20 protein-coding genes are annotated in these 24,073 nt (G+C 68.3%); 12 read left to right on the forward strand and 8 right to left on the reverse strand.

Annotation, left to right across the window (positions count from 1 at the left end; all coding sequences use genetic code 11):
* Positions 1-30 precede the first annotated feature (30 nt).
* Both yihA and WKR98_RS08380 read right to left on the reverse strand, forming a co-directional pair.
* On the reverse strand, positions 31-654 hold the full coding sequence (gene yihA / locus WKR98_RS08375; protein WP_341432619.1) for a ribosome biogenesis GTP-binding protein YihA/YsxC: 624 nt from the start codon (positions 652-654) through the stop codon (positions 31-33).
* A gap of 72 nt (positions 655-726) precedes the next feature.
* The gene (locus tag WKR98_RS08380; RefSeq protein ID WP_124687667.1) at positions 727-1,251 is read right to left on the reverse strand and encodes a gamma carbonic anhydrase family protein; all 525 of its coding nucleotides are present in this window, start codon (positions 1,249-1,251) and stop codon (positions 727-729) included.
* A gap of 334 nt (positions 1,252-1,585) precedes the next feature.
* Between WKR98_RS08380 and WKR98_RS08385 the strand changes: the two genes are divergently transcribed.
* From WKR98_RS08385 to WKR98_RS08410, 6 genes are all read left to right on the forward strand, one after another.
* Positions 1,586-2,266, forward strand: coding sequence for a c-type cytochrome (locus tag WKR98_RS08385; RefSeq protein WP_124687668.1), 681 nt, complete (start codon positions 1,586-1,588; stop codon positions 2,264-2,266).
* A 128-nt stretch (positions 2,267-2,394) separates the two neighbouring features.
* Positions 2,395-4,527, forward strand: a complete 2,133-nt coding sequence (locus WKR98_RS08390; RefSeq protein WP_192901818.1) for a cytochrome c biogenesis protein ResB — start codon at positions 2,395-2,397, stop codon at positions 4,525-4,527.
* Positions 4,528-4,584: 57 nt separating this feature from the next.
* Positions 4,585-5,859, forward strand: a complete 1,275-nt coding sequence (gene ccsB / locus WKR98_RS08395) for a c-type cytochrome biogenesis protein CcsB (protein WP_341433829.1) — start codon at positions 4,585-4,587, stop codon at positions 5,857-5,859.
* Positions 5,860-6,037: 178 nt separating this feature from the next.
* A complete protein-coding gene (msrP, locus tag WKR98_RS08400) occupies positions 6,038-7,003 on the forward strand; it encodes a protein-methionine-sulfoxide reductase catalytic subunit MsrP (protein ID WP_124687670.1) in 966 nt (321 codons plus the stop codon).
* Between the two features lie 10 nt (positions 7,004-7,013).
* Positions 7,014-7,664, forward strand: a complete 651-nt coding sequence (locus WKR98_RS08405) for a sulfite oxidase heme-binding subunit YedZ (protein ID WP_124687671.1) — start codon at positions 7,014-7,016, stop codon at positions 7,662-7,664.
* A gap of 74 nt (positions 7,665-7,738) precedes the next feature.
* Positions 7,739-8,086 carry a DUF4870 family protein gene (locus tag WKR98_RS08410; RefSeq protein WP_124687672.1) on the forward strand — a complete coding sequence of 116 codons (348 nt, stop codon included), beginning with the start codon at positions 7,739-7,741 and terminating at the stop codon, positions 8,084-8,086.
* Positions 8,087-8,103: 17 nt separating this feature from the next.
* Here the strand turns inward: WKR98_RS08410 and WKR98_RS08415 are convergent, their stop codons facing one another.
* The 4 genes from WKR98_RS08415 to WKR98_RS08430 all read right to left on the reverse strand — a co-directional run bounded on the left by WKR98_RS08415 (position 8,104) and on the right by WKR98_RS08430 (position 11,552).
* Positions 8,104-8,685, reverse strand: coding sequence for a hypothetical protein (locus WKR98_RS08415; protein ID WP_341432620.1), 582 nt, complete (start codon positions 8,683-8,685; stop codon positions 8,104-8,106).
* A gap of 18 nt (positions 8,686-8,703) precedes the next feature.
* Positions 8,704-9,204 (reverse strand): hypothetical protein, encoded by a 501-nt coding sequence (locus WKR98_RS08420; protein ID WP_341432621.1) that lies wholly within the window; start codon positions 9,202-9,204, stop codon positions 8,704-8,706.
* A gap of 132 nt (positions 9,205-9,336) precedes the next feature.
* On the reverse strand, positions 9,337-10,572 hold the full coding sequence (locus WKR98_RS08425; protein WP_341432622.1) for an MFS transporter: 1,236 nt from the start codon (positions 10,570-10,572) through the stop codon (positions 9,337-9,339).
* 44 nt (positions 10,573-10,616) lie between these two features.
* On the reverse strand, positions 10,617-11,552 hold the full coding sequence (locus tag WKR98_RS08430) for a LysR family transcriptional regulator (protein ID WP_161567679.1): 936 nt from the start codon (positions 11,550-11,552) through the stop codon (positions 10,617-10,619).
* Between the two features lie 99 nt (positions 11,553-11,651).
* On the opposite strand from WKR98_RS08430, the gene WKR98_RS08435 reads away from it, so the two are divergent.
* The 6 genes from WKR98_RS08435 (at position 11,652) to WKR98_RS08460 (ending at position 19,243) form a co-directional block, all read left to right on the forward strand.
* Positions 11,652-13,367 carry a thiamine pyrophosphate-requiring protein gene (locus WKR98_RS08435; protein WP_124687677.1) on the forward strand — a complete coding sequence of 572 codons (1,716 nt, stop codon included), beginning with the start codon at positions 11,652-11,654 and terminating at the stop codon, positions 13,365-13,367.
* 70 nt (positions 13,368-13,437) lie between these two features.
* Positions 13,438-14,409 (forward strand): Bug family tripartite tricarboxylate transporter substrate binding protein, encoded by a 972-nt coding sequence (locus tag WKR98_RS08440; RefSeq protein ID WP_161567680.1) that lies wholly within the window; start codon positions 13,438-13,440, stop codon positions 14,407-14,409.
* Between the two features lie 17 nt (positions 14,410-14,426).
* Positions 14,427-15,557 carry a mandelate racemase/muconate lactonizing enzyme family protein gene (locus WKR98_RS08445; RefSeq protein ID WP_341432623.1) on the forward strand — a complete coding sequence of 377 codons (1,131 nt, stop codon included), beginning with the start codon at positions 14,427-14,429 and terminating at the stop codon, positions 15,555-15,557.
* 54 nt (positions 15,558-15,611) lie between these two features.
* A complete protein-coding gene (locus WKR98_RS08450; RefSeq protein ID WP_341432624.1) occupies positions 15,612-16,586 on the forward strand; it encodes a tripartite tricarboxylate transporter substrate binding protein in 975 nt (324 codons plus the stop codon).
* A gap of 9 nt (positions 16,587-16,595) precedes the next feature.
* Positions 16,596-17,789: an alpha-hydroxy acid oxidase gene (locus WKR98_RS08455; protein WP_341432625.1), complete on the forward strand. Its 1,194-nt coding sequence runs from the start codon at positions 16,596-16,598 to the stop codon at positions 17,787-17,789.
* Positions 17,786-19,243: an aldehyde dehydrogenase family protein gene (locus WKR98_RS08460; protein WP_341432626.1), complete on the forward strand. Its 1,458-nt coding sequence runs from the start codon at positions 17,786-17,788 to the stop codon at positions 19,241-19,243. The genes WKR98_RS08455 and WKR98_RS08460 overlap by 4 nt, the downstream gene beginning before the upstream one ends.
* A gap of 260 nt (positions 19,244-19,503) precedes the next feature.
* Here WKR98_RS08460 and fdhF read toward each other — a convergent pair whose 3' ends face one another.
* Positions 19,504-22,314 carry a formate dehydrogenase subunit alpha gene (gene fdhF / locus WKR98_RS08465; protein WP_341432627.1) on the reverse strand — a complete coding sequence of 937 codons (2,811 nt, stop codon included), beginning with the start codon at positions 22,312-22,314 and terminating at the stop codon, positions 19,504-19,506.
* A gap of 1 nt (position 22,315) precedes the next feature.
* Complete coding sequence (locus tag WKR98_RS08470) at positions 22,316-24,052, reverse strand: NADH-ubiquinone oxidoreductase-F iron-sulfur binding region domain-containing protein (RefSeq protein ID WP_341432628.1); 1,737 nt, start codon at positions 24,050-24,052, stop codon at positions 22,316-22,318.
* Positions 24,053-24,073: the final 21 nt, after the last annotated feature.

Here is a 24,073-nt window from a genome sequence, read left to right on the forward strand (position 1 = left end):
TCGCAAGATACCATTGCGTCCCCGCGGGCGTCATGCCGCGACCTGGGGCATCAGCCAGCCCTCGATGTGGGCGGTCGCTTCGTCCAGGCCGAGGCGGTGGGTCGAGGAAAACGGCACGGTGTGCAGCGCGCCGATGGCGGCCAGTTCCTTCTTGACGGCGAACTGGGCCTTGATGCGCTGGCCGTAGGGAAATTTGTCGGCCTTGGTCAGCAAGGCCAGTACCGGCTTGCCGGACGGCGCGATCCAGTCGATCAGGTTGCGGTCCAGGTCGGTCACGCCGCGGCGGATGTCCACCAGCAGCACGACGCCGGCCAGCGAGGACCGGTTGCGCAGGTAGCCGCCCAGCACCTGGGCCCACTGCGAGCGGTCTTCCCGGGCCACCGAGGCATAGCCGTAGCCGGGCAGGTCGACCAGGAACCCCAGGTCGCGCTCGGGCTCGAGCGGGTCGGGCAGGCCGAACATGTTGATCAGCCGGGTGCGGCCCGGCGTCTTGCTGGAGAAGGCCAGGCGCCTTTGCTGGGTCAGCACGTTGATCGCCGACGACTTGCCGGCGTTGGAGCGGCCGACGAAGCAGACCTCCGGCGCCCCGGGCGGGGGCAACTGGTCGAGCCGGGCGGCGGACGTCGTGAAATGGGCGCGATGGAGAATGGACACAGGGCGTCGCCGGCCGGCGAAGTTAAGCAATAACCCGCTATTGTACGGCCGGCCCCGCGGCGCGGTCGCCCGTCAGCCGACCCGCTTCAATTCCTTCTTGAACAACTGCTGCCGCTTCACGTAGCTTTCCACGCCGGCCCGGATGCGGGCGATGTCCTCGTCGGTCAGCTGGCGCACGACCTTGGCGGGCGCGCCCAGGATCAGCGAACGGTCGGGGAACTCCTTGCCCTCGGTCACGATGGCGCCCGCGCCCACCAGGCAGTTCTTGCCGATGACCGCGCGGTTCAGCACCACGGCCTGGATGCCGATCAGCGAGCCGTCGCCGATGGTACAGCCGTGCAGCATGGCCTGGTGCCCGACGGTCACGTAGTCGCCGATGGTGAGCTTGAGCCCCGGGTCGGTGTGCAGCACCGCGCCTTCCTGGATGTTGCTGGAGTCGCCCAGGACGATGTCGTCGTTGTCGGCCCGGATCACCGCGCCCGGCCAGACGCTGGCGTTCTCGCCCAGCCTGGCCTTGCCGATGACGGTGGCCTGCTCGGCCACGTATGCCGAGTCCGGAATGCGGGGCGCGTCGGCGCCGAGCTGGTAGACAGCCATGATGGTCCTTCCCGAATAGTTTTCTATGGGCTACGTTGTAGTTGCTATAATAAGCGGTTACTTAACATAGGAAAGCGCCGTTGGGCTTGCCTATGCGTTCCCCGCGGGAGCGGGGGCGAACCAGGTTTGCAGTAGAACAAAACTCGCAGTAGAAGAACGATCACCTCCGGCGCGAGCCGGGACGAATCGATAAACGGAGTAGGTGGGGGGTAGGTGGGCCCCGCGGAGACACCTGCAGGAGAATTCCTGCCGCACGTCGGCTGGAGCAGCAGGAGCAGGGCATCCGTGAGTCGCGTATCCGTAGCCTGATTGTGGAATTTAGGTCGAGGTTTTCATGAAGCGTGTGCTGTCCCTGATGCTTGTCGCGAGCGGTGCAATCCTGGGTGCGACGATGGCTCTGCCGTCCCTGGCCGCCGATGCCCAACCCCGTCCCAAGGTCGACGCGGCCAAGGGCGAGCAGTTGTTCACCAACGGCGACGCGGCCCGCAACATCATTTCCTGTGCCAGTTGCCATGGCCCCGGCGGCAATAGCGCCGGCGCCGCCAATCCCAAGCTGGCCGGCCAGCATCCCGACTACATCTACAAGCAGCTCGTCAATTTCAAGGTCAAGGAAGGCGCCAAGACGCCCGAGCGCGTCAATGCCGTCATGAACGTCAACGCCGCCGGCCTGACCGACGAGGACATGCGCAACATCTCGGCCTACCTCGGCGCCCAGACCCTCAAGCCCGCCGTGGCCAAGAGCAAGGACACCGTCGAACTCGGCCAGCGCATCTTCCGCGCCGGCATCGCCAGCAAGGGCGTTCCGGCCTGCGCCTCCTGCCACAGCGCCAACGGCGCCGGCATTCCCTCGCAATATCCGCGCGTGGGCGGCCAGTTCGGCGAGTACACCGAGGCCCAGCTCGTGGCCTTCCGCAGCGGCGCGCGGCACAATAACGTGCCGATGGCGCAGATCGCCAACAAGATGACCGACGCCGAAATCAAGGCCGTGGCCGACTACATCGCCGGCCTGCGCTGATCCGCGCCCGGAACCACTGCTGTCGATCGCGGTCATTGAAGGGGCGGATCTTCCGCCCCTTTGCTTTTGCATGATTTGGCAGGTTTTCAGCGGCAACCGACCTGTCCGAACCGAGGTCCGCAGCACCCATCATGACCACCGCCACTTCCTCCGCTTCCCGCCCGGCCTCGCGCGGCCTCGGCGCCGATCTGCTAGAACTGCTGGCTTCGATGCGGTTCGCCGTCAGCCTGCTGGTCTTCATCTGCCTGGCCAGCATCGTCGGGACGGTGCTGGTGCAGAACCAGCCGTCGAACAACTACGTCAACCAGTTCGGGCAGTTCTGGTTCGAGGTGTTCGAGACCTTCTCGCTCTACCACGTCTACAACGCGTGGTGGTTCCTGCTCATCATGGGTTTCCTGGTGGTCTCCACCAGCCTCTGCATCCTCCGCACCGCGCCCAAGATGGTGCGCGACATGCGTTCGTTCCGCGAACACGTGCGCGAAAGCAGCCTGCGATCCTTCCATCACCGAGCCGAGTTCGCGTCGCCGGCGGCACCGGCCCAACTGGCCGGCTCGCTGGCCGAGCTGCTCAAACGCCAGGGCTATGCGGTGCGCGCCCGGACCGAGGGCCCGGCCACGCTGCTGGCGGCCAAGCGGGGCAGCGGCAACCGGCTGGGCTACATCTTCGCCCATACGGCCATCGTCATCGTCTGCATAGGCGGCCTGCTCGACAGCGAGCTGCCGATACGGCTGCAGATCTGGCTGGCCGGCAAGAAGCCCCTGTTCGAGAACATGGCCATCGCCGACGTGCCCGCCTCCGGGCGCCTGGGCCTGGGCAACCCCAGTTTCCGCAGCAGCGTGCTGGTGCCCGAGGGCGGCAAGGCCCGCAACGGCATCGTCATGGTGGACGACGGCGCGCTGGTCCAGCCCCTGCCGTTCACGCTGGAGCTGAAGAAATTCATCGTCGAATACTATTCCACGGGCATGCCGCGCCTGTTCGCGAGCGAGGTCGAGGTCACCGACAACGAGACCGGCGAACACTTCCCCGCCACCATCAAGGTCAATGAACCGCTGCGCTACAAGGGCGTGACGGTCTACCAGTCCAGCTTCGACGACGGCGGCAGTACCCTGGAGCTGACCGGTTACGCACTGCGCGGCGGCCAGCCCTATACCTTCCCGGTGTCGGGCAAGGTCGGCGGCACGGCGCAACTGGTGGCCGACGGCGCCCCCGCCAGCGACGCGCTGAAGGACCTGACCGTCGAGTTCAGCGGTTTCCGCCCCATCAACGTCGAGAACTTCGCCAACGGCCGCGTGGGCGCGGCCGAGCCCAAGGCCTTGCGCGAGCACGTCGCGGCGGTGTCCGGCAGTGCCGCCCGGGTGGGCCAGAACGAGGATTTCCGCAACGTCGGCCCCAGCGTGCAGTACAAGCTGCGCGACGCCAGCGGCCAGGCGCACGAATTCCACAATTACATGCTGCCGGTCGACGTCGATGGCGTGAAGGTCTTCCTGTCCGGGGTGCGCACCAACCCCGACGATGATTTCCGCTACGTGCGCATGCCGGCCGACGCCGACAATTCCCTGAAGGAATTCCTGGGCCTGCGCGCCATCCTGCAGGATCCGCAGGCCCGCGCGCTGGCCGCGCGCCGCTTTGCCCACGCCAACCGGCTGGCCGCGGGCAGCGCCGCCGACAGCGAACTGACCGCCCAGTTGCAGGCTTCGGCCGAGCGGGCGCTGGACACCTTCGCCGACGGCGGCCTGCAATCCATCGCCCGTTTCCTGGAAACCAACGTGTCGTCCGGCGAACAGCAGCGCGCGGCCGACGTCGTGGTCAAGCTGCTGGGCGGCGCGATGGGCGAGCTGCGCGCGGTCGAGCGCGAGCGCGCGGGGCTGCCCGCGCTGCCCACCAGCGGCCCCGAGGGCGCCGAGGCCGCGGCCTGGACCCAGGCGGCCGTGGGCGCGATGTCGGACCTGTTTCTGTATCCGGCGCCGGTCGTGCTCAGCCTGAAGGATTTCCATCACGTCCAGGCCAGCGTGTTCCAATTGAGCCGGACCCCCGGCAAAAATGCGGTATACCTGGGCTGCGTGCTGCTGATCCTGGGCGTATTCTCGATGTTCTACATCCGCGAGCGCCGCGTCTGGCTGTGGGTCAAGCCGGGGCAGGACGGACAGGGTGCGCACACCATGATGGCCATGACTTCCCAGCGGCGCACGCTGGATTTCAACCAGGAATTCGAACGGCTCAAGGCGGATATCGCCGCCTTGCCGCCGCAGCAGAAAGGGTAGCTAATGGAACTGACCTCATCCGCCCGCGACGGCGCCGTCCGGACTCCCCGCCGGGGCATGGACGGGCCCCGGGGGCTCGACTGGACCGACATCGCCTTCGCCGCGCTGCTGGCGGCGGGCGCCGCCTTCGCGTTCCAGCGGGTAGGCGGGATCATGAACTACTACGACAAGGCCATCCTGGCCGGCACGGCGGTCGTGCTGGCCTGGCTGGCCTGGCTGTGGCGTCCGCTGCGCGCGCTGATGATCGCGGTGGCCATCAGCGGCGGCCTGGCCGTCACCCTTTACCAGGGCGACCTCGCGCGGGCCGACCAGGCCTTCTTCCTGAAATATCTGCTGTCCTCGCAGTCCGCCATCCTGTGGATGTGCGCGCTGTTCGTCATCGCCACCGGATGCTACTGGATAGGCCTGATCGCCCGCAGCGGCACGGCAGCCTGGCTGGGGACGGCGCTGACCTGGAGCGCGGTGTTCGCCGGCCTGACGGGCCTCCTGGTGCGCTGGCACGAAAGCTACCTGCTCAGCCCGGACATCGGCTACATCCCCGTCAGCAACCTGTACGAAGTCTTCATTCTTTTCTCGCTGATCACGGCGCTGTTCTACCTGTACTACGAGCGCAAATACGACACGCGCAGCCTGGGCGGCTTCGTACTGCTGGTCATCGCCTCGGCCGTCGCCTTCCTGGTCTGGTACACCTTCGACCGTGGCGCGCAGCAGATCCAGCCGCTGGTGCCGGCCCTGCAAAGCTGGTGGATGAAGCTGCACGTGCCCGCCAACTTCATCGGCTACGGTACGTTCTCGCTGGCCGCCATGGTTGCCTTCGCCTACCTGGTCAAGGCGCACGGCAAGACCTCCTCGTGGGTGAAGCTGGCGCCGCTGTTCATCCTGGGCGTGCTGCTGGCGGTCGAGCCGCTGATCTTCCGCCAGACCGGCATGCCGGCTTACTGGATGACCTACGCCGGCGTGGCCGCGCTGATCGTCGGCGGCATCCTGCTGGGCCGCCGCCAGCTGGCCGAGCGCCTGCCCGCGCTCGAGGTGCTGGACGACATCATGTACAAGGCCATCGCCGTGGGCTTCGCGTTCTTCACCGTCGCCACGGTGCTGGGCGCGCTGTGGGCGGCCGACGCCTGGGGTGCCTATTGGCAGTGGGATCCCAAGGAGACCTGGGCGCTGATCGTCTGGCTGAACTACGCGGCCTGGCTGCACATGCGGCTGATCAAGGGCCTGCGCGGCAACGGCGCCGCCTACTGGGCCCTGGTGGGCCTGCTGGTAACGGGTTTCGCCTTCCTGGGCGTGAACATGTTCCTGTCGGGACTGCACTCCTATGGAGAGCTCTGACATTGGCTCACGGTTGCTACCGCTGGCAGCCAGCGATAGCAACGGAACCACACCCCAAGATAGCGGTCCTAGACCCAGGATGCGGTGGATCCGGCTTTGCCGGTCCACCCGCGTCGCCCCCTTGAGGGGGCCCGCGTAAGCGGGTACGGGGTGGGCTTTATACGGACTGGAGACCGTCATGCTGATACGCAGGCCTGCCGATGTTTTGCCTTCCGAGATCACGCCCGAGGCGGTCTATCGCGAGCGGCGGCGGTGGATGTTGCAGGCGGGGCTGGCCGCGTCGGCGCTGGGGCTGGCGGGGTGGAGCGACCGGCAGGCGTTCGCGCAGACGACGGGCGTGAAGCTGGCGGCGCAGCGCAATGGCGCGTTCGTGGTGATGGACAAGCCGACCTCGCAGAAGGACGTCACCACCTACAATAATTTCTACGAATTCGGCACCGACAAGGGCGATCCCTCGGACCACGCGGGGCGTTTCCGCACCTCGCCCTGGACCGTCGCGATCGAGGGCGAGGTCAAGAAGCCGCAGGTGCTGTCCCTGGACGACCTGCGCAAGCTGGCGCCGCTGGAAGAGCGGGTCTACCGGCTGCGTTGCGTCGAGGGCTGGTCCATGGTGATTCCCTGGACCGGGTATTCGCTGGCGGCGCTGATCCGCCGGGTCGAACCCACCGGCAATGCCCGCTTCGTCGAATTCGTCACCGCCGTGCAGCCCGACACCATGCCCGGCCTGCGCGCGCGCGTGCTCGACTGGCCCTATGTCGAGGCGCTGCGCATGGACGAGGCCATGCAGCCGCTGACTCTGCTCACCTTCGGCGTCTACGGCGAAACGCTGCCCAACCAGAACGGCGCCCCCGTGCGCGTGGTGGTGCCCTGGAAATACGGTTTCAAGTCGGGCAAGTCGCTGGTGAAGATACGCTTCGTGGAAAAACAGCCCGCCACCAGCTGGGTCAAGGCCGCGCCGCAGGAATACGGCTTCTACGCCAACGTCAATCCCAACGTGCCCCATCCGCGCTGGAGCCAGGCGTCCGAGCGCCGCATCGGCGAGGACGGCCTGTTTTCGCCCAAGCGCAAGACCTTGATGTTCAACGGCTACGGCGACCAGGTCGCCAGCTTGTACGCCGGCATGGACCTGGCCCGCGACTACTGAGATGGCGGACATGCCCGTCGCGCCGCCGCGTACCGCCACCCGGGCAGCGCCGTCCGAGCCGCGCGTGTTCGGGCTGGCCGTGGGGCGCTTCAAGGTCCTGCTGTTCGTCGTCGCGCTGCTGCCGCTGGCGCGCTGGATCTGGCTGGGGGCGACGGATGCGCTGACGGCCAATCCCGTGGAGTTCCTGACCCGTTCCTCGGGCACCTGGACCCTGGTGGCGCTGCTGGTCACGCTGGCGATCAGCCCTTTGCGCGTCCTGCTGGGCCAGCCGGCCCTGCTGCGGGTGCGCCGCATGTGCGGGCTGTTCGCTTTCTTCTACGCCTGCCTGCATTTCACCACCTACATCTGGTGGGACCAGTGGTTCGATCTGATGTCCATCGCGCGCGACGTGGCCAAGCGTCCGTTCATCACGATGGGGTTCGCCGGCTTCCTGGGATTGTGCGTGCTCGCGGCCACGTCCACGCGCGGCTGGATGCGGCGCCTGGGCTCGCGCTGGCAGTCGCTGCACCGGCTGGTCTACCTGATCGGCGTGCTCGTGCTGTTGCACTATTGGTGGCAGAAGGCCGGCAAGAATGATTTTTCGGCGGTGTTTCTCTACACTGTGGTCTTCGCGGGGTTGATGGGATGGCGCCTGGTGCGCCGGCGTGCCGCCAGGCCGTGACTGCAGCAGGCGGCGCGGGCCGCCCGACCATGCGGTTCCCGATGCCCGCTACCCACAACAACAAGAGGTGCATCATGAACGACGTCACGGTCGACACCGCCAAGCTTCAATCCGCCAAGAACCTCACCACCGTGGTCTATGCGCTGTACGCGCTGGCCATCCTGATCGGCCTGAGCAGCATCGTCGCGATCATCATCAACTACGTCAAGAAGGGCGACATGGCGGGCACCTGGCTGGACAGCCACTTCCGCTGGCAGATCCGCACGTTCTGGTTCTCCGTGCTGTGGGCCATCGTGGGAGCGCTGACGGTATGGGCCTTCATCGGCTGGGTCGTGTGGTTCGTGGCCTTCATCTGGTACATCTACCGCATCGTGAAGGGCTGGCTGAACCTGAACGACAACAAGCCGATGTACCCAGCCTGAGGGGCCGGGTTTCCAGACTATTTCTTCAGCGTTGCATCGGCCAGCAAGGCGTCCCGCATTTTCAGCAGGGCGCTTTCCGTCGACCGCTGCGCCGCAAGATTGAAGTTGGTCTTGAACTCGTCGAATTCTGCGAGTCCTTCTCCCATTACGCTGACCGTGGTCACCGGGTTGCCCGCGGCATCCGTGACGACGCAGGTCAACTGGGTCTGGAAGCGCGTCGGTGGCCAGGTGAGCAGGCTTTCGGAAGACGAGGCAGTCAGTATCTCGGGCGTGATCACGTAGCTGACGTTCTCCGTGGCGGCTGGGGGGACGGCCTTCGTCTTGGTGACCTGCGCGAAGACGTTGCCCAGCATCACATAGAAAGCGGCTTCCATGTCCTTGTACGGCTTGTACTGGACCTTGTCTCCGCCTCCGCCCGCCGTGATGACGTCCTTATCCTGTAGCGAATCGGGAATGTGGTAGGCCACGCGGGCCTCGATCCGCCGCCCGCTTTCGCTGGGGGCGAGCTTGGCGACGTCGGGCGCGATCGATATGGGATGGGCGCAGCCGGCCAGGACCAGGACCGCCGCCAGCGCGCCCAGGCGCTTGATGAGATTCATGCGGAAACTCCGTGTCGATTACTTGAGCGCGTCCAGGAACGCCTTGTCGCTGAACAGCGTGTCCAGCAGCGTTTGCACGAGCTTGGGATAGGACTGCGCGGCGGCGGGGATTGCAACGGCACCCACGAAGGAGGAAGGCCAGGTGATCGTGGCGGACTTGACCTGGTCGTACGCGACCTGCCCACCCTTCCTGACCACCACGCGCGCGGCGATGAGGCCGTCACCGGTGGTGAACGATCCCGCGTTCAGGTCGTTCTTCTGGAGTTCACCCGAGATTTCCACGTTCGAGGCCTGCGAGTACTTGCCCGCGAGCGTGAGCTCCTGCTTGATGGCCTCGGTCAGGTAGGCGGAATAGGACTTGCCGTAAGGCGACTCGAGGCGATCGGCGCGCAGGGAAATCGGGTTGGCATTGTCCTTGGCGGCCAGGCTGCTGAAGTCCGCCACCTTGGCGTCCCGGAACTCCGCATCCTTCAGCTTGATCACATTATCCATGCGGGCCGAATACTGCGGCGCATTCATGGCGCAGCCAGAAAGCACTATCGCGACAACCATCGCACCAACACTGCGTATCATTCCACTCCCCTCGTCGATTCAGGTTACTAATAATTTGACACATATAGTAACCTTTTGGCGGGAGGGAAAAGCCGCGATTCAGTCCGTCTGAAGCGCTGCCCTGGCCGGCGATGGCGGGAAGGCGAAGGCCATCGCGACCGCGCCTAGGCCGACCGCGGCCGAGCCCAGGTACAGCCAGGCATAGTCGTTGAAATGGTCGAAGATCCAGCCTCCGGCCAGCGGTCCGAAGGCCATGCCCAGGCTCGAGGCCATGACCGCGGCGCCGAAGATGCTGCCCATGATGCGCGGGCCGAAGTAGTCCCGCGCCAGCACCGCGTACAGCGGCATCACACCGCCGTAGGCGGCGCCCAGCAGGATGGACAGGCCGTAGAACTCGCCGATCAGGCGGGCCTGCGAATAGACGCCTATCACCACGGCCTGCAGCAGCAGGCCGGCTATCAGCACGCGCTTGGTGCCCAGCCTGTCGGCCAGCGCGCCCAGCAGCAGCCGTCCTCCCAGTCCCGCCAGTCCTTCCACGCTGTAGATGGTCACGGCCGCCATGGGCGCGATGCCGCAGAACGTGGCGAAGCTGACCACGTGGAAGATCGGGCCGGAATGGGCGGCGCAGCACAGGAAGAAGGTCAACGCCAGCGCGATGAAGGGCGCCGATCGCAGGGCCTGTCGCACCGACAGGCCGGGGCCGGCCGCTTCGGGCTGGGCCTGCCGGGCCAGCCGCGCGGCGGGCGGCTGGCGGATGAGCAGGGCGGCGGGAATCAGGAGCAGCAGGGCGGCGATGCCTGTCGTGGCCATCGCCGTGCGCCAGCCGTATTCCAGGATGAGCCAGCTCGCCAGCGGCGAGACCGTCATGGGGGCGACCCCCATGCCCGCCGATACCAGCGAGACCGCCAGCGCCCGGTGGCGTTCGAACCAGGTCGTGGCCAGGGCCATCAGCGGGGCGAAGAACGCGCCGCCCGCCACGCCCACCAGCACGCCATAGCCGAGCTGGAAGGCCGGCAACGAGGTGGCGCGGCTGGCCAGCAGCAGGCCCAGGCCCAGCAGCAGCGACGCGGCCAGCACCACGGGGCGCGTGCCGTAGCGGTCGCTCAGCGTGCCCCAGCCGAAGGCGGCGACGCCCATCACCAGGAAATCGAGCGTCATCGCCGCCGAGATGCCGGCGCGCGACCAGCCGGTGTCGGCCGAGATGGGCTGGAGGTAGACCGCCAGCGAGAACATGGCGCCGGCCGCCACGCAGGTGATCAACGCGCCCGCGGCGACGATGACCCAGCCGTAGCCGCCATCGCTACGGCTGGCGGGGTCCGTATCGTGTGTGTCCATGGACAGGCAACATAGCAACGGGCCGTCCGGGATGTCGAGTCCGGTTACAGAGCCGCCTGCGCCGGCGGGAGCCGGCCGAACAAGTCGCGGAGCACGGTCCGCAGCCAGACCAGCCCGGGCTCGCGCGCATAGCGCTCGTGCCAGAACTGCGACACGTCGTAGGCGGGAAGCCGCATCGGCGGTGCGTACATCCTGACGCCCCAGGCGGTCTCGAAGGTGGCGGCCAGGGTGCGCGGGATGGTGGCGATGTAGTCGGTCTGGGCGACGATGCGGCCGATCGACAGGAAGTGGCCCACGCGCAGGGCGACGGATGCGCCCACCTTGCGCGAGGCAAGGATGCCTTCCAGCACGTGCGCATGGCCCGTCATCGAACCTTCCGAGATCACATGGCCGAGCTGGCGGAAGTTCGCCATGGTCATCCGGCTGCCTATGGCGGGGTGGTCGCTGCGGGCGATGCAGGCATAGCGGGCGGAGAACAGGCGGTCGGCCTGCAGGCCTTCCGGGTCCAGCCGCAGGTGGCCGATGGCCAGGTCCACGCTGCCGTCCGCCATGGCGTCGCGCAGCGCCTTGCCCTGCAACTGGCTGGTGCGCAGGTGCACGCCGGGCGCCTGTTCCGCCACCCGCCGGGCCAGGCCGGGCAGGAACACCTGCTCGCTGACGTCGGACATCGCCAGGGTGAACACGCGCCGTTCGTTGGCCGGGACGAAGGCCGGCGTGTGCAGCGTCCAGCGCACGATGTCCAGGGCCTGGTGCAGCGACGAATTCAGGCTGTCGGCGAAGGGCGTGGGAAGCAGGCCGTGCGGCTGGCGCACGAACAGCGGGTCGCCATAGGCGTCGCGCAGGCGGGCGAGGGCGCGGCTCATCGCGGGCTGGCTCAGTCCCAGTTCCCGGCCGGCGGTGGTGAGGTTGCGGCTGCCGTACACCGCCAGGAACAGCTCGAGCAGGTTCAGGTCGACCTGGTGCGAAAGACGTTTGGCCATGGAGAAGATATACCTCTGGTGCATGTCAGACATCAGCTCATTTCATTTTACGGATTTCACTGCCATTCCTAAGATGGGCGAACCCCTACAGGAGACCCCATGTACAGCAGCGCCCACTACTTGCTCCAGGGACTCACCGACCTCGGCATCGAGTACGTGTTTTCCAACCTGGGCACCGACCACGCCTCCGTCATCGAGGAACTCGCGCGCTGGCGCGAGCAGGGGCGCAAGCACCCCCGCTTCATGCTTTGTCCGCACGAGAACGTCGCGATCCACATGGCCGCCGGCTACGCGGCGATGACCGGGCAGGGGCAGGCGGTGATGGTCCACGTGGACGCCGGCACGGCCAACGCCGCCATGGGTATGCACAACATGTTCCGCTCGCGGCTGCCGGTCATGCTGATGGCGGGGCGGGCGCCGGGCACCGTGCGCGGCGAGCTGCCGGGATCGCGCGACAACTATGTGCACTTCGTGCAGGACCCGTTCGACATGGCCAGCCTGGTGCGCCCCTACGTCAAATGGGAATACTCGCTGTCGACCGGCATCAATGCCCGCGAGGTGGTGCGTCGCGGCCACTCGGTCATGCAGAGCGATCCGCCGGGCCCGGTCTACCTGACGCTGCCGCGCGAGGCGCTGACCCAGGAATGGGCCGAGGAGCAGGTGCAGGCCTTCGGCCAGGATCGCTATGGCCCCGTGGCCGCCGGCGGCATCGACGAGGCGCGCGCCGCGCAGATCGCCGAGGCCTTGATGAGTGCCGAGCGGCCCATGGCCGTCACCGCCTATCTCGGCCGCAAGGCCGAGGCGGTCGAGGCGCTGGAGGAGCTGGCCCTGCTGTGCGGCATCCGCGTCTTCGAATTCGCGCCCAGCTACCTGGGCATCTCGCGCGATTCGCCGTGCTTCGGCGGCTTCGATCCCGGCGCGGCGCAGGCCGATGCCGACCTGGGCCTGCTGCTGGACGTGGACGTGCCCTGGCTGCCCAAGTACGTGGCCGAACGGCCCGGCATGCGCTGGCTGCATGTCGACGTCGATCCGATCAAGAAGGATTTCCCCATGTGGGGATTCGCGACCGACATGCGGGTGCAGGCCGATTGCGCCACGGTGCTGCGTCAGGTTATCGACATCGTCCGGGCCCGGGCCGGGCAGGATTTCCACGAGCGGGTGCGTGCGCGCCTGGACGGCTATCGGGCGCAGGCCCAGGCCCGTGCCGAGGGCCTGTCCCAGGCCGCGGGCAAGCGTGGCGCGCGTGGCGCGATCTCGCCCGCCTACCTGTGCGCGCAGTTGAGCGCGGCGCTGTCCCAGGACGACGTGGTCATCAACGAAGCCATCCGCAACGCGCCCGCGGTGCTGGGCCACATCCGCCGGACCCGGCCGCTGACGCTGCTGGGCACGGCCGGAGGCGGCCTGGGCTACAGCGGCGGCATGGCGCTGGGCGTCAAGCTGGCGCGGCCGGATGCGCGCGTGGTGCAGATGGTCGGCGACGGCGGCTTCCACTTCGGCACGCCCACCTCGGTCTACGACGTCGCGCAGCGCTACCGGCTGCCCATCCTGACCGTGGTGCTGGACAACGGCGGCTGGCAGGCGGTGAAGGAGGCCGTGCTGCGCGTGCATCCGGATGGCACGGCGGCCGATACGGACGAGTTCCACGCGCGCCTGCATGGCGAGACGCGCCGCTTCGAACTGGTCGCCCAGGCCTTCGGCGGCCATGGCGAGATGGTGGAGGACCCCGACGACGTGCCGGCCGCGATCGCCCGCTGCCTGCGCGCCGTCGATGAAGGCCGGGCCGCCGTGCTGCACGTGCGCATCGGCGGGATCTAGCGGCGCGGGCGGCAACTGCCGCCCGTGGCCGGAAACGAGGGAACGCACGAGTCCCATGGAAGGAGACACCATGCAAGTACGCCGCATCCTGAACCTGGCCGCGCTGGCGCTGGCCATCTCGCCGCTCGGCCTGCCGGCCGCGCACGCGCAGCCGTCCTATCCCGCGCGTCCCATCACGATCATCATCGGCTACGCGGCGGGCGGGGGCAACGATGTCCTGGCGCGGATCGTGGCCGAGGAAATGACCAAGGGGCTCAAGCAGCCCGTGATCGTCGAGAACCGGCCCGGCGTGGCCTCCATCGTGGGCGCGGCCTACGTGGCCAAGGCCAAGCCCGACGGCTACACGCTGTTCTGGGGGGCCAGCGGCCCCATCTCGTTCAATCCGGCCCTGTACGCCAAGCTGCCCTACAAGGTCGAGGACTTCACCCCCATCTCGCTGACGGCGAAGTTCCCGCTGGTGCTGGTATCGGATGCCTCGCTGCCGATCAAGTCCGTGAGCGATCTGGTGGCCTATTCGAAGCAGCATCCGGACAAGGCGAACTACGGCTCCAGCGCCGCCTCGTTCCAGCTCGTGACCGAACTGTTCAACGGCAAGACCGGCGCGCGCTTCGCGCACATCCCCTACAAGGGCAGCAACGAGTCGATTCAGGCGGTCATGGCGGGCAACGTCACCATGGCCATCACCGATCCGGCGCCGGCCATGACGGGCTTGCAGGGCAAGCGCGTGCGGGCGCTGGCCGTGACCTCTCCGCAGCGGGCCGGCTTCCTGCCCGAGGTCCCGACCATGCGGGAGGCGGGGGTGGACCTGGATGTCGAGTTGTGGGCGGGCCTGCTGGCGCCGACCGGCACGCCGGCGGATGTGGTCCAGGTATTGCAGCGGGAGATCGCGCGCGTGGTCGCCCTGCCCGAGGTGAGCAAGAAGATGTCCGCCCTCGGCTGCTCGGCCCAGGCCAGCACCTCCGACGAGTTCCGCCGCCTGATCGAGAAGGAGGTGCCGCTCTGGACCAAGGTGGCGCGGGACAACGACATCAAGGTCGAGTAGGGCACACGGGAGCGGACATGAAGATCACACGAGTCGCCGCGGTGCCGATCAAATGGCCCGTGCAGGTCGGCATCGCCGGGACCGCGCCCGTCGAGCAGGAAATCCGCGCCTGCCTGGTGCGGGTGGAAACCTCCACCGGGCTGTGCGGCCACGGGCTGACGTCCATCACCAACGAACGGGTCGTGGCCGCGGCCGTGAACGACGTGGCCGCGCCGGCGCTGGTCGGCGAGGACCCCATGAACCACGAGGCGCTGTGGGACCGCCTGTACTGGCTGCTGTCCCCCCGGGGGCAGACCGGCCACGCCGCCCACGCCATGGCGGCCGTGGATATCGCCTTGTGGGACATCAAGGGCAAGGCGCTGGCGCAGCCGGTATGGCGGCTGCTGGGCGGCGCCCGCGCGCGCGTGCCCGTCTATGCGACCTTCGGCTTCGATTTCCTGGACCGCGACGCGCTCGGCCAGGCGGCTGGCACGCTCCGGGCCCAGGGCTACCAGCACCTGAAGATGGTCGTCGGCCACCAGGCACTGCAGCGGCGCGATCGCGGCGGCCCTTCGCTGGACGAGGTCATCGCCGAGGACGAACGCCGGGTGCGTACCGTGCGCGAGGCCGCGGGCGCGGACGCGCAGATCTACATCGATGCCAATTGCAGCCTCGACGCCTTCCATGCGCAGCGCCTGGCGATGAACCTGTCCGATTGCCGCATCGCCTTCTTCGAGGAGCCGGTCACGCAGAACGACATTCCCGCCATGGCGGACCTGCGCCGCCGCTGCGGCATCGCGGTGGCGGCGGGGCAGAACGAAGGGCTCGCCTTCCGCTTCCGCGACATGCTGGTCCACGGCGCGGTGGATTTCATCCAGCCCAATGTGGTGATCGGCGGCGGCTACACGCAATGTGTCAGCATCGCGGGACTCGCCAGCGCGTTCAACGTCCCGATCACCAACGGCGGCGCCTTTCCTCTGCACAACATGCACCTGCACGCGGGGCTGGCCAACGGCGGCAAGGTCGAGTGGCACCTGCCCACGGTCGCGCTGATGCGCCGCCTTTTCACCGGCTTTCCCGAGCCCGCCTCCGGCTGGCTCGACCTTCCGGATACGCCCGGCCTGGGCTTCGAGCCCGGCGCCGAGATGCTCGATCTGTTTCGCGCATGAACGGCGGCGCCCCGGGGCGGGGTGCCGCTCATCATTTCGACTAGGGGAGACAGCATGGCTTGGATAAGGCTGGGGGGAAGCATCGTCCTGGGGCTGGCGGCAGCCACGGCCGCGACGGGGGGAGAGGCCTGGACGGCACAGCCGGTGCGGCTGGTCGTGCCGGCCTCGCCCGGGGGATCGATGGACCAGATGGTGCGGCCGCTGGCCGCCGCCATGAGCCGCTTGTCGGGGCAGACCTTCATCGTCGACAACCGCAGCGGCGGCGCCGGCGTGCTGGCACGGGAATTCGTGGCGCACGCGCCCGCGGACGGGACTGTCTTCCTGCTCGGCAGCGTCCACGAGCTGACCCGGCTGGCGCTGACGCCGTCGCTGTCCTATCCCCTGACCGGGCCGGACTTCCTGCCCATCGGGCGGTTCGCCACCATGCCCAATCTGGTGGTGGTCAAGGCCGGGACCGGCGTCGATACCCTGGACGCGTTCGTGGCCAAGGCGCGCGGCACCCCCCAGGGCATCAGCTACGGCGTGGGCAGCCTCGGCAATCTCCAGCACCTGGCCGGCATCACCTTCGCGCAGAGCGCCGGCATCCATATGGTCGCCATTCCCTACAAGGGCAGCGCGCCGGCGCTCAAGGACCTCGTGGGCGGGCAGATCGACGTCCTGTTCGATACCATGCCGGCCGCCTCCACCTTCGTGCGCGAGGGCCGGCTGAAAGCCCTCGCCGTCACGTCCGACCGCCGCTCGCCGTTGTTTCCCGACGTTCCCTCCGTCAAGGAGCTGGGGCTGGACCGGATGGTGCTCGGTACCTGGTACGGCGTGTTCGCGCCGTCGGCGACGCCGCCGCGCATCGCCGATGCCATGGCCGACCTGCTGAACCGGGCGCTGGCCGACCCGGACATCCAGCGCATGTGGGAAGGTTGGGGGAGCGAGAAACCCGTGCCGCAGTCGCGCGCCGAGTTCGCCCGCTTCGTGAGCGGCGAGGCCGGCCGATGGACGGAAGCGGTCCGGCGGGCCGGCGTCAAGGTGGAGTAGGGCGGCCCGATGCTCGCGCTTGCCGACTTCGAACGCGAGGCCAGGAGAAGGCTGCCGCGCAGCATCTATGGCTTCGCCGCGCACGGCGCGGAGGACGAACGTTCCGTGCGCGCCAACGCCGAGGCCCTGTCCCGGCTGGAACTGGTGCCCCGCGTCCTGGTCGACGTCGGCGCCAGGTCCACGCGCTGCGAGCTGTGGGGCCGCGAGTACCGCGCGCCCTTCGGCATCGCGCCCATGGGCGGTGCGGCCCTGTTCGCGTATCGGGCCGACCTGGCCCTGGCCGAGGCGGCCGCCGCCGAGCAGGTCCCGTTCGTGCTGAGCGCGGCCTCGTCCGTGCCGCTGGAAACCATCGCGGCGCGGTCGCCCGGGGCGTGGTACCAGGCCTATCTGCCGGGGGACTCCGGGCGGATCGACGGCCTGCTCCAGCGCCTGGAACGCGCCGGCATCGAGGTGCTGGTCGTGACCGCCGACGTGCCCGTCGCGGCGAACCGCGAGAACGACCTGCGGCAGGGCTTCGGCATTCCGGTCACGCCCGGCCCGCGGTTGCTGGGCGACGTGCTGGCGCATCCGCGGTGGATGGCGAGCGTGGTGCTGCGCACGCTGCTGCGTGACGGCATCCCGCGCTTCGAGAACTTCGGCGCCGATCGCGGCGGCCCCATCGTGGCCCCGCCCAGCCCCGGATTCCGCGTCGGCCGGGATCGCCTGACCTGGGACAACCTGCGGTATATCCGGCGCCGGTGGCGGGGCAGGCTGCTGGTCAAGGGCATCCTCCACGAGGACGACGCCCGCGCCGCGCTGGATGCCGGCGTGGACGGCATGATCCTGTCCAACCACGGCGGCAGGCAGCTGGACAGCGCGGTGTCCCCGTTGCGCATGCTGCCCCGGATCGCGGCGCTGCGAGGCGGCGCCAAGCTGATCGTGGACGGCGGTTTCCGCCGCGGGACCGACGTCGTCAAGGCGCTGGCCCTGGGCGCCGATTTCGTGCTGATCGGCCGGCCGTTCCTGTACGCGGCATCCGTGGGCGCCGCCGCCGGCGTGCGGCGGGCGATCGGCCTGCTGCACGCCGAACTGGACCGCGACCTGGCGCTGATCGGCCGCGCCGACATCCGCGATATCGATGCGTCGTGCCTGGCGCCCGGATCGCGACCCAATCCCCCTTTCGAGCCGCGCAACGCGGCCCTGTCCCACATGGAGCAACCATGACGACCCGACATCACTCCGGCCTGATCATCGCCGGCAATCTGCAGGAATCCGGCGCGGCGCCGGTCCTGGACAACATCAACCCCGCCAACGGCGAGACCGTCGGTACCGTCGCCACGGCCGACGCCGCCACCGCGCGCGCCGCCATCGGCGCGGCCCGCCAGGCCTTCGAGGAGTCGGCCTGGGCGAGCTCGCCCCGCCTGCGGCAGGATGTGCTGCTGCAATGGGCGCGCAACCTCGCCCCGCGCGCCCAGGAACTGGCGATGCTGCTGACGATGGAGAACGGCAAGGTCATTGCCCAGTCCACCGGCGAAATGCACGGCGCCATCTCGGAAATCAACTACTACGCCGGCCTGGCGCGCTACATCGCCGGCAATGCCCAGGAGGTCAGCCGCGGCGTCCTGTCGACTCTGCTGCGCGAACCGGCAGGCGTGGCCGGCATCATCGTGCCCTGGAACGCTCCCGCGCTGCTGCTGGTGCGCAGCCTGGCCCCCGCGCTGGCGGCGGGATGCACCACGGTCATCAAGCCCGCCTGGCAGACCGCGCTGGTCACCTGCGAGATGCTGAAGGAACTGATCAGGATCCCCGGCCTGCCGCCGGGCGTGGTCAACATGGTGGTCGAGGACGGCATCGACGTGTCGCAACTGATCTGCCAGTCCGACGACGTCGACGTCATCAGCTTCACCGGCTCGAACGAGACCGGCCAGCGCATCTATGCCTCGGCCGCGCCCACCATGAAGAAACTGTCGCTGGAACTGGGCGACAAGGCCAGCTGCATCGTCTTCGACGACGCGCCCATTCCCGAGGTCATGCGCAAGATCGCCGATGCCGCCACCATCATCTCCGGGCAGCAATGCACCGCGGCCCGCCGCGTGCTGGTCCACGCCAACGCCTACGACGCCGCCCGCATCCACCTGCGCGACGCCCTGGCCGCCCTGAAGACCGGCCCCGGCTGGCTACCCGGCCAGCATCTCGGCCCCCTGATCGACCGCGCCTCGCGCGACCGCGTCCAGTCCCAGATCCACCGCGCCATGAACGAGGCCGACGAGGTCCTGCTGGAGGGCTCCACGCTGGACAGCCAGCACCCGCACGGTGCCTTCCTGACGCCATCCCTGGTCGCCCACGGCGACACCGGCGCCTTCTTCGTCCAGCAGGAAATCTTCGGCCCCTTCGTCGTCCTGGAGAAATTCCACGACGAAGCCGAAGCCGTCGCCCGCGCCAACCACACCGTCTATGGCCTGTCCTCCAGCGTCTGGACCCGCGATGGCGCCCGCGCCCAGCGCGTCGCCCGCAAGCTGCGCCGGGGCACGGTGTGGATCAACGATCACAACAAGCTGATGGCCGAAGCGGAAACCGGCGGCTATCGCCGCAGCGGACTGGGGCGCCTGCATGGGCATGAGGCGCTGAACGACTTCACGGAGTCGAAGATCATCTACCAGGACAGCAATCCGCTGTGAGGTTGTTGGCGGTGGGGGGAGGGGCGGTGTATGGCCGCCCGCTTTCATTGTTCGCTCGGGAACTGACTTCCATGGCGAGGCAAGCCAGGAGGCTGGCGCCTGGCCTGGCCCGGGATGCGGTGTATCTTGGAGACGAACGCGGACGGGTACAGGACATTGCCCAGTTCGTGGTCACTCAAGCCGAACGACTGATTCGGATCGCGCCGGAAGTGTCCAAGGTTGACCGGGGCTTGTTGTGACCCTTTTCACCAACGGCCGGCTCAAGCACCCAACCCCAATATCTGCCCACCTCCATAACTGCTCTGCACCGGCTCCATCCCTCCCGCCCGGATCCGTATCGCGCAATACTTGAACTCCGGAATCTTCCCGAACGGATCCAGCGCCGCATTCGTCAGCTTGTTGATCGCCGCCTCGTAATAACAGAACGGCACGAACACCGCCCCCCGCGGCGTTCCTTCCTCCGCCCGCGCATACAACGACACTTCCCCGCGCCGCGACTCCAGCGTGATCACATCCCCCGGCCGCACCCCGATCTCTTCCAGGTCCAGCGGATGCACCAACGCCACCGGATCCGGCTCGATCGCATCCAGCACCGACGCCCGACGCGTCATGCTTCCCGTATGCCAGTGCTCCAGTTGCCGCCCGGTGATCAACACCCGCGGATACTCCTCATCCGGCCGCTCATTCGCCGGAATGATGTCGGCAGGCACGAAACGCGCGCGCCCCGTCTCCGTCGGGAACGTGCTGGTGAACACCACGGGATCGCCCGCGTCGCCCTCCACCAGGCACGGATATGTCACCGCATGCTCCGCCTGCAGGCGGTCCCACGTGATGCCGCCTATGCTCGGCATCGAATGACGCATCTCGTCGAACACCTCCGACACGTCGCGATAGCGCCAGTCCAGCCCCATGCGCGCCGCCAGTTGCTGGATGATCCACAGGTCCTGGCGCGCGTCGCCCGGCGGATCCAGGGCCTGCCGGCCCATCTGCACCACCCGGTCCGTATTCGTGAACGTTCCCGTCTTCTCCGGAAACGCCGAGGCCGGCAGGATGACGTCGGCCAGATAGGCGGTCTCGGTCAGGAAGATATCCTGCACCACCAGATGGTCCAGCGCCGCCAGTGCCTCGCGCGCGTGATTGGCATCCGGATCCGACATCGCCGGATTCTCGCCCATCACATACATGCCCCGCACCGTGCCGGCCTTGATCGCGTGCATCACCTCCACCACCGTCAGCCCCGGCTGCGGATCCAGCGGCATGCCCCACAACTGTTCGAACTTGCGTCGCGCGTCCGCGTTGTCCACGCGCTGGTAGTCCGGATACATCATCGGAATCAGTCCCGCGTCCGACGCCCCCTGCACGTTGTTCTGGCCGCGCAGCGGATGCAGGCCGGTGCCCGGGCGGCCGATCTGGCCGGTCATCAGCGCCAGCGCGATCAGGCAGCGTGCGTTGTCCGTACCGTGCACGTGCTGCGAGACTCCCATGCCCCACAGAATCATCGATCCCTTGGACGTCGCGTACAGCCGCGCCACCTCGCGCAGCGTGTCCGCGGGTATGCCGCAGATCGGCGCCATGCTCTCGGGGCTGTAGCCTTCCACGTTCCTGCGCAGCTCGTCGTAGCCGATGGTGCGGCTGGCGATGAAGTCCTCGTCCACCAGGCCTTCATGGACGATCACGTGCATCATCGCGTTCAGCATCGCCACGTCGGTGTCCGGCTTGAACTGCAGGAAGCGGTGCGCCAGCCGCGCGAGGTCCGAGCGGCGCGGATCGGCCACGATCAGCCTGGTGCCGTTCTTCACCGCGTTCTTGATCCAGCTCGCCGCCACCGGGTGGTTGACCGTGGGGTTGGCGCCGATCACGATCACCACCTCGGCCTTGCCCACGTCCATCACGGGATTGGACACCGCGCCCGAGCCTATGCCCTCCAGCAGCGCCGCCACCGACGAAGCATGGCACAGCCGCGTGCAGTGATCGACGTTGTTGCTGCCGAAACCCGTGCGCACCAGCTTCTGGAACAGATAGGCTTCCTCGTTGCTACCCTTGGCCGAACCGAAGCCGGCCAGCGCACGCTTGCCGTGCGTGTCGCGGATCGACCGCAGTTGCTCGCCCACCCGGTCCAGCGCCTCCTCCCACGTCGCTTCGCGGAACACCTCCATGACGCGGTCCGGGTCCATGACCGCGTCGCCGCGCTTGGGCGCGTCCGCGCGGCGGATCAGCGGCCGGGTCAGGCGATGGGGATGATGGGCGTAGTCGAAGCCGTAGCGGCCCTTCACGCACAGGCGCTCGTGGTTGGCCGGGCCGTCGCGGCCCTCGACGTACAGGATGCGGTTGTCCTTGACGTGGTAGGTCAGCTGGCAGCCCACGCCGCAATAGGGGCAGACCGAATCGACCGCCTTGTCCGGCACCTGTAGCGCCACCTCGCGCGCGGGCATCAGCGCGCCGGTGGGGCAGGCCTGCACGCATTCGCCGCAGGCCACACAGGTCGAGGCGCCCATGGCGTCGTCCATGTCGAACACGATCCTGGCATGGTCGCCCCGATGGGCCAGCCCGATCACGTCGTTGACCTGTTCGTCGCGGCAGGCGCGCAGGCAGCGCGTGCACTGGATGCAGGCGTCCAGGTTGACGGCGATGGCCGGGTGCGAGGTGTCGGCGGCCACCGGCGCGCGCGGCGCGAAGCGCGGCTTGCCCACGCCCAGCTTGCGGGCCCAGAGGTCCACTTCGTTGTCGCGCGTGTACGAGGTCTCGGGCATGTCGGCCTGCAACAGCTCGAGCACCATCTTCTGCGCGCGCACCGCGCGCTCGCTGTCGGTCGTGACCTCCATGCCGTCGCGCGGCGTGCGGCAGCACGACGGCGCCAGCACGCGCTCGCCGGCGATCTCGACCACGCACGAGCGGCAGTTGCCGGCCGGCTCCAGGCCGTCGGCATGGCACAGGCGGGGAATCTCGATGCCCAGGCGGTCGGCGACCTGGATCAGGGTTTCGTTGTCGGCGGCGCTGACCTCCTGCCCGTTCAGGCGGAAGTTCACGGTAACGGCAGAGAGGCCGAGTTCGCGGCGATTGATGGCATTCATGTCAATTGTCCGTGGCACGGCCAGACGGCCCGGGATGCAGTTCTTCTGAAAAGTATTTGATGACGCAGTCCACGGGATTGGGGGCGGCCTGGCCCAGTCCGCATATCGAGGCGTCGCGCATGACGGCGGACAGTTCCTCCAGCAGCGGGATGTCCCAGTCGGGCTGGCGGATCAGCTCCAGCGCCTTGGCCGTACCCACGCGACAGGGCGTGCACTGGCCGCAGGATTCGTCCTTGAAGAAGCCCATCATGTTGCGCGCCGCGCCCACGGCGGTGTCGCGATGGGACAGGACCATGACCGCCGCCGAGCCGATGAAGCAGCCGTAGGGTTGCAGCGTGTCGAAATCCAGCGGGATGTCGTTCATCGACGCCGGCAGGATGCCGCCCGACGCGCCGCCCGGCAGGTAGGCGTAGAAATCGTGGCCATCCTGCATGCCGCCGCAGTATTCGTCGATCAGTTCCTGGATGGTGATGCCGGCCGGCGCCAGGTGGACGCCGGGCTGGCGTACGCGTCCCGACACCGAGAACGAGCGCAGACCCTTGCGCCCGCGCCGGCCTTGCGAGGCGAACCAGGCGCCGCCGCGTTCGAGGATGTCGCGCACCCAGTGCAGCGTCTCGAAGTTGTGCTCGAGCGTGGGGCGGCCGAACAGGCCGACCTGCGCGACATAGGGCGGACGCAGCCTGGGCATGCCCCGCTTGCCCTCGATGGACTCGATCATGGCCGATTCCTCGCCGCAGATGTAGGCGCCGGCGCCCCGCCGCAATTCGATGCGGGGCAGGCCGGGAACGGGCGGATCATTGCGCAGGCGGTCCAGCTCCGCTTGCAGGATGGCGCGGCAGCCGTGGTATTCGTCGCGCAGGTAGATGTAGACGGCCTGCGCCTCGACGGCCCAGGCCGCGATCAGCAGCCCTTCCAGGTGGCGATGCGGATCGCGTTCCAGATAGTAGCGGTCCTTGAAGGTGCCGGGCTCGCCCTCGTCCACGTTGACCGCCATCAGGCGCGGCGCGGGTTCCGCGCGCACCGCGCGCCACTTGCGGCCGGCCGGGAAGCCGGCGCCACCCAGGCCGCGCAGGCCCGAGTCCTCCATGGCCTTGAGCACGGACTCCACGTCGCGCTGGCCGGAGGCGCATTCGCGCAGCACGCGATAGCCGCCCTGCGCGACATAGCCGGCGTAGTCGATGTAGGCGCCGGGTAGGTCGCGGGTGTCGCCGCTGGCAACGGCCGCCTGTACCGCTTCGGGCGTCGCACGGGAAACAGGGCGCTGGCCGACCATCGCCACGGGGGCCTGTTCGCAGCGCCCCAGGCACGGCGCCGGCACGACCCGCACGCCGGTGCCCAGCAGTTGCGGCAGGCGTTCCAGCAGCGGTCCGGCGCCCGCCAGTTCACAGGACAGGCTGCCGCACACCCGCACGGTCAGAGGCGCGGTGCCCGATTCGGCCTGGCCGTCGTCGCGCACCACGTCGAAGTGGTGGTAGAAGGAGGCCACCTCATAGACCTCGGCCTGCGCCATGCGCAGTTCCTGGGCCAGCGCCGCCAGGTGGCGGGTACCCAGCTGGCCGTAGCGGTCGTTCACGCGATGCAGGTGTTCGATCAGCAGGTCGCGCCGGCGCGGCGCGTCCCCCAGTAGTGCGCGCACCTCGGCCAGCGCGGCGGGATCGACGCGCCGGCCCTTGGGTTGCTGGCGCCTGCGTTCGCGCGTGGGCGCCGCCGCGACGATGGGGATGACTTTCTGGTCCATGGGGTTCCATGCCGTGCGTCG

This window comes from Pigmentiphaga sp. YJ18, assembly GCF_038066655.1.
Lineage (GTDB): Bacteria > Pseudomonadota > Gammaproteobacteria > Burkholderiales > Burkholderiaceae_B > Pigmentiphaga.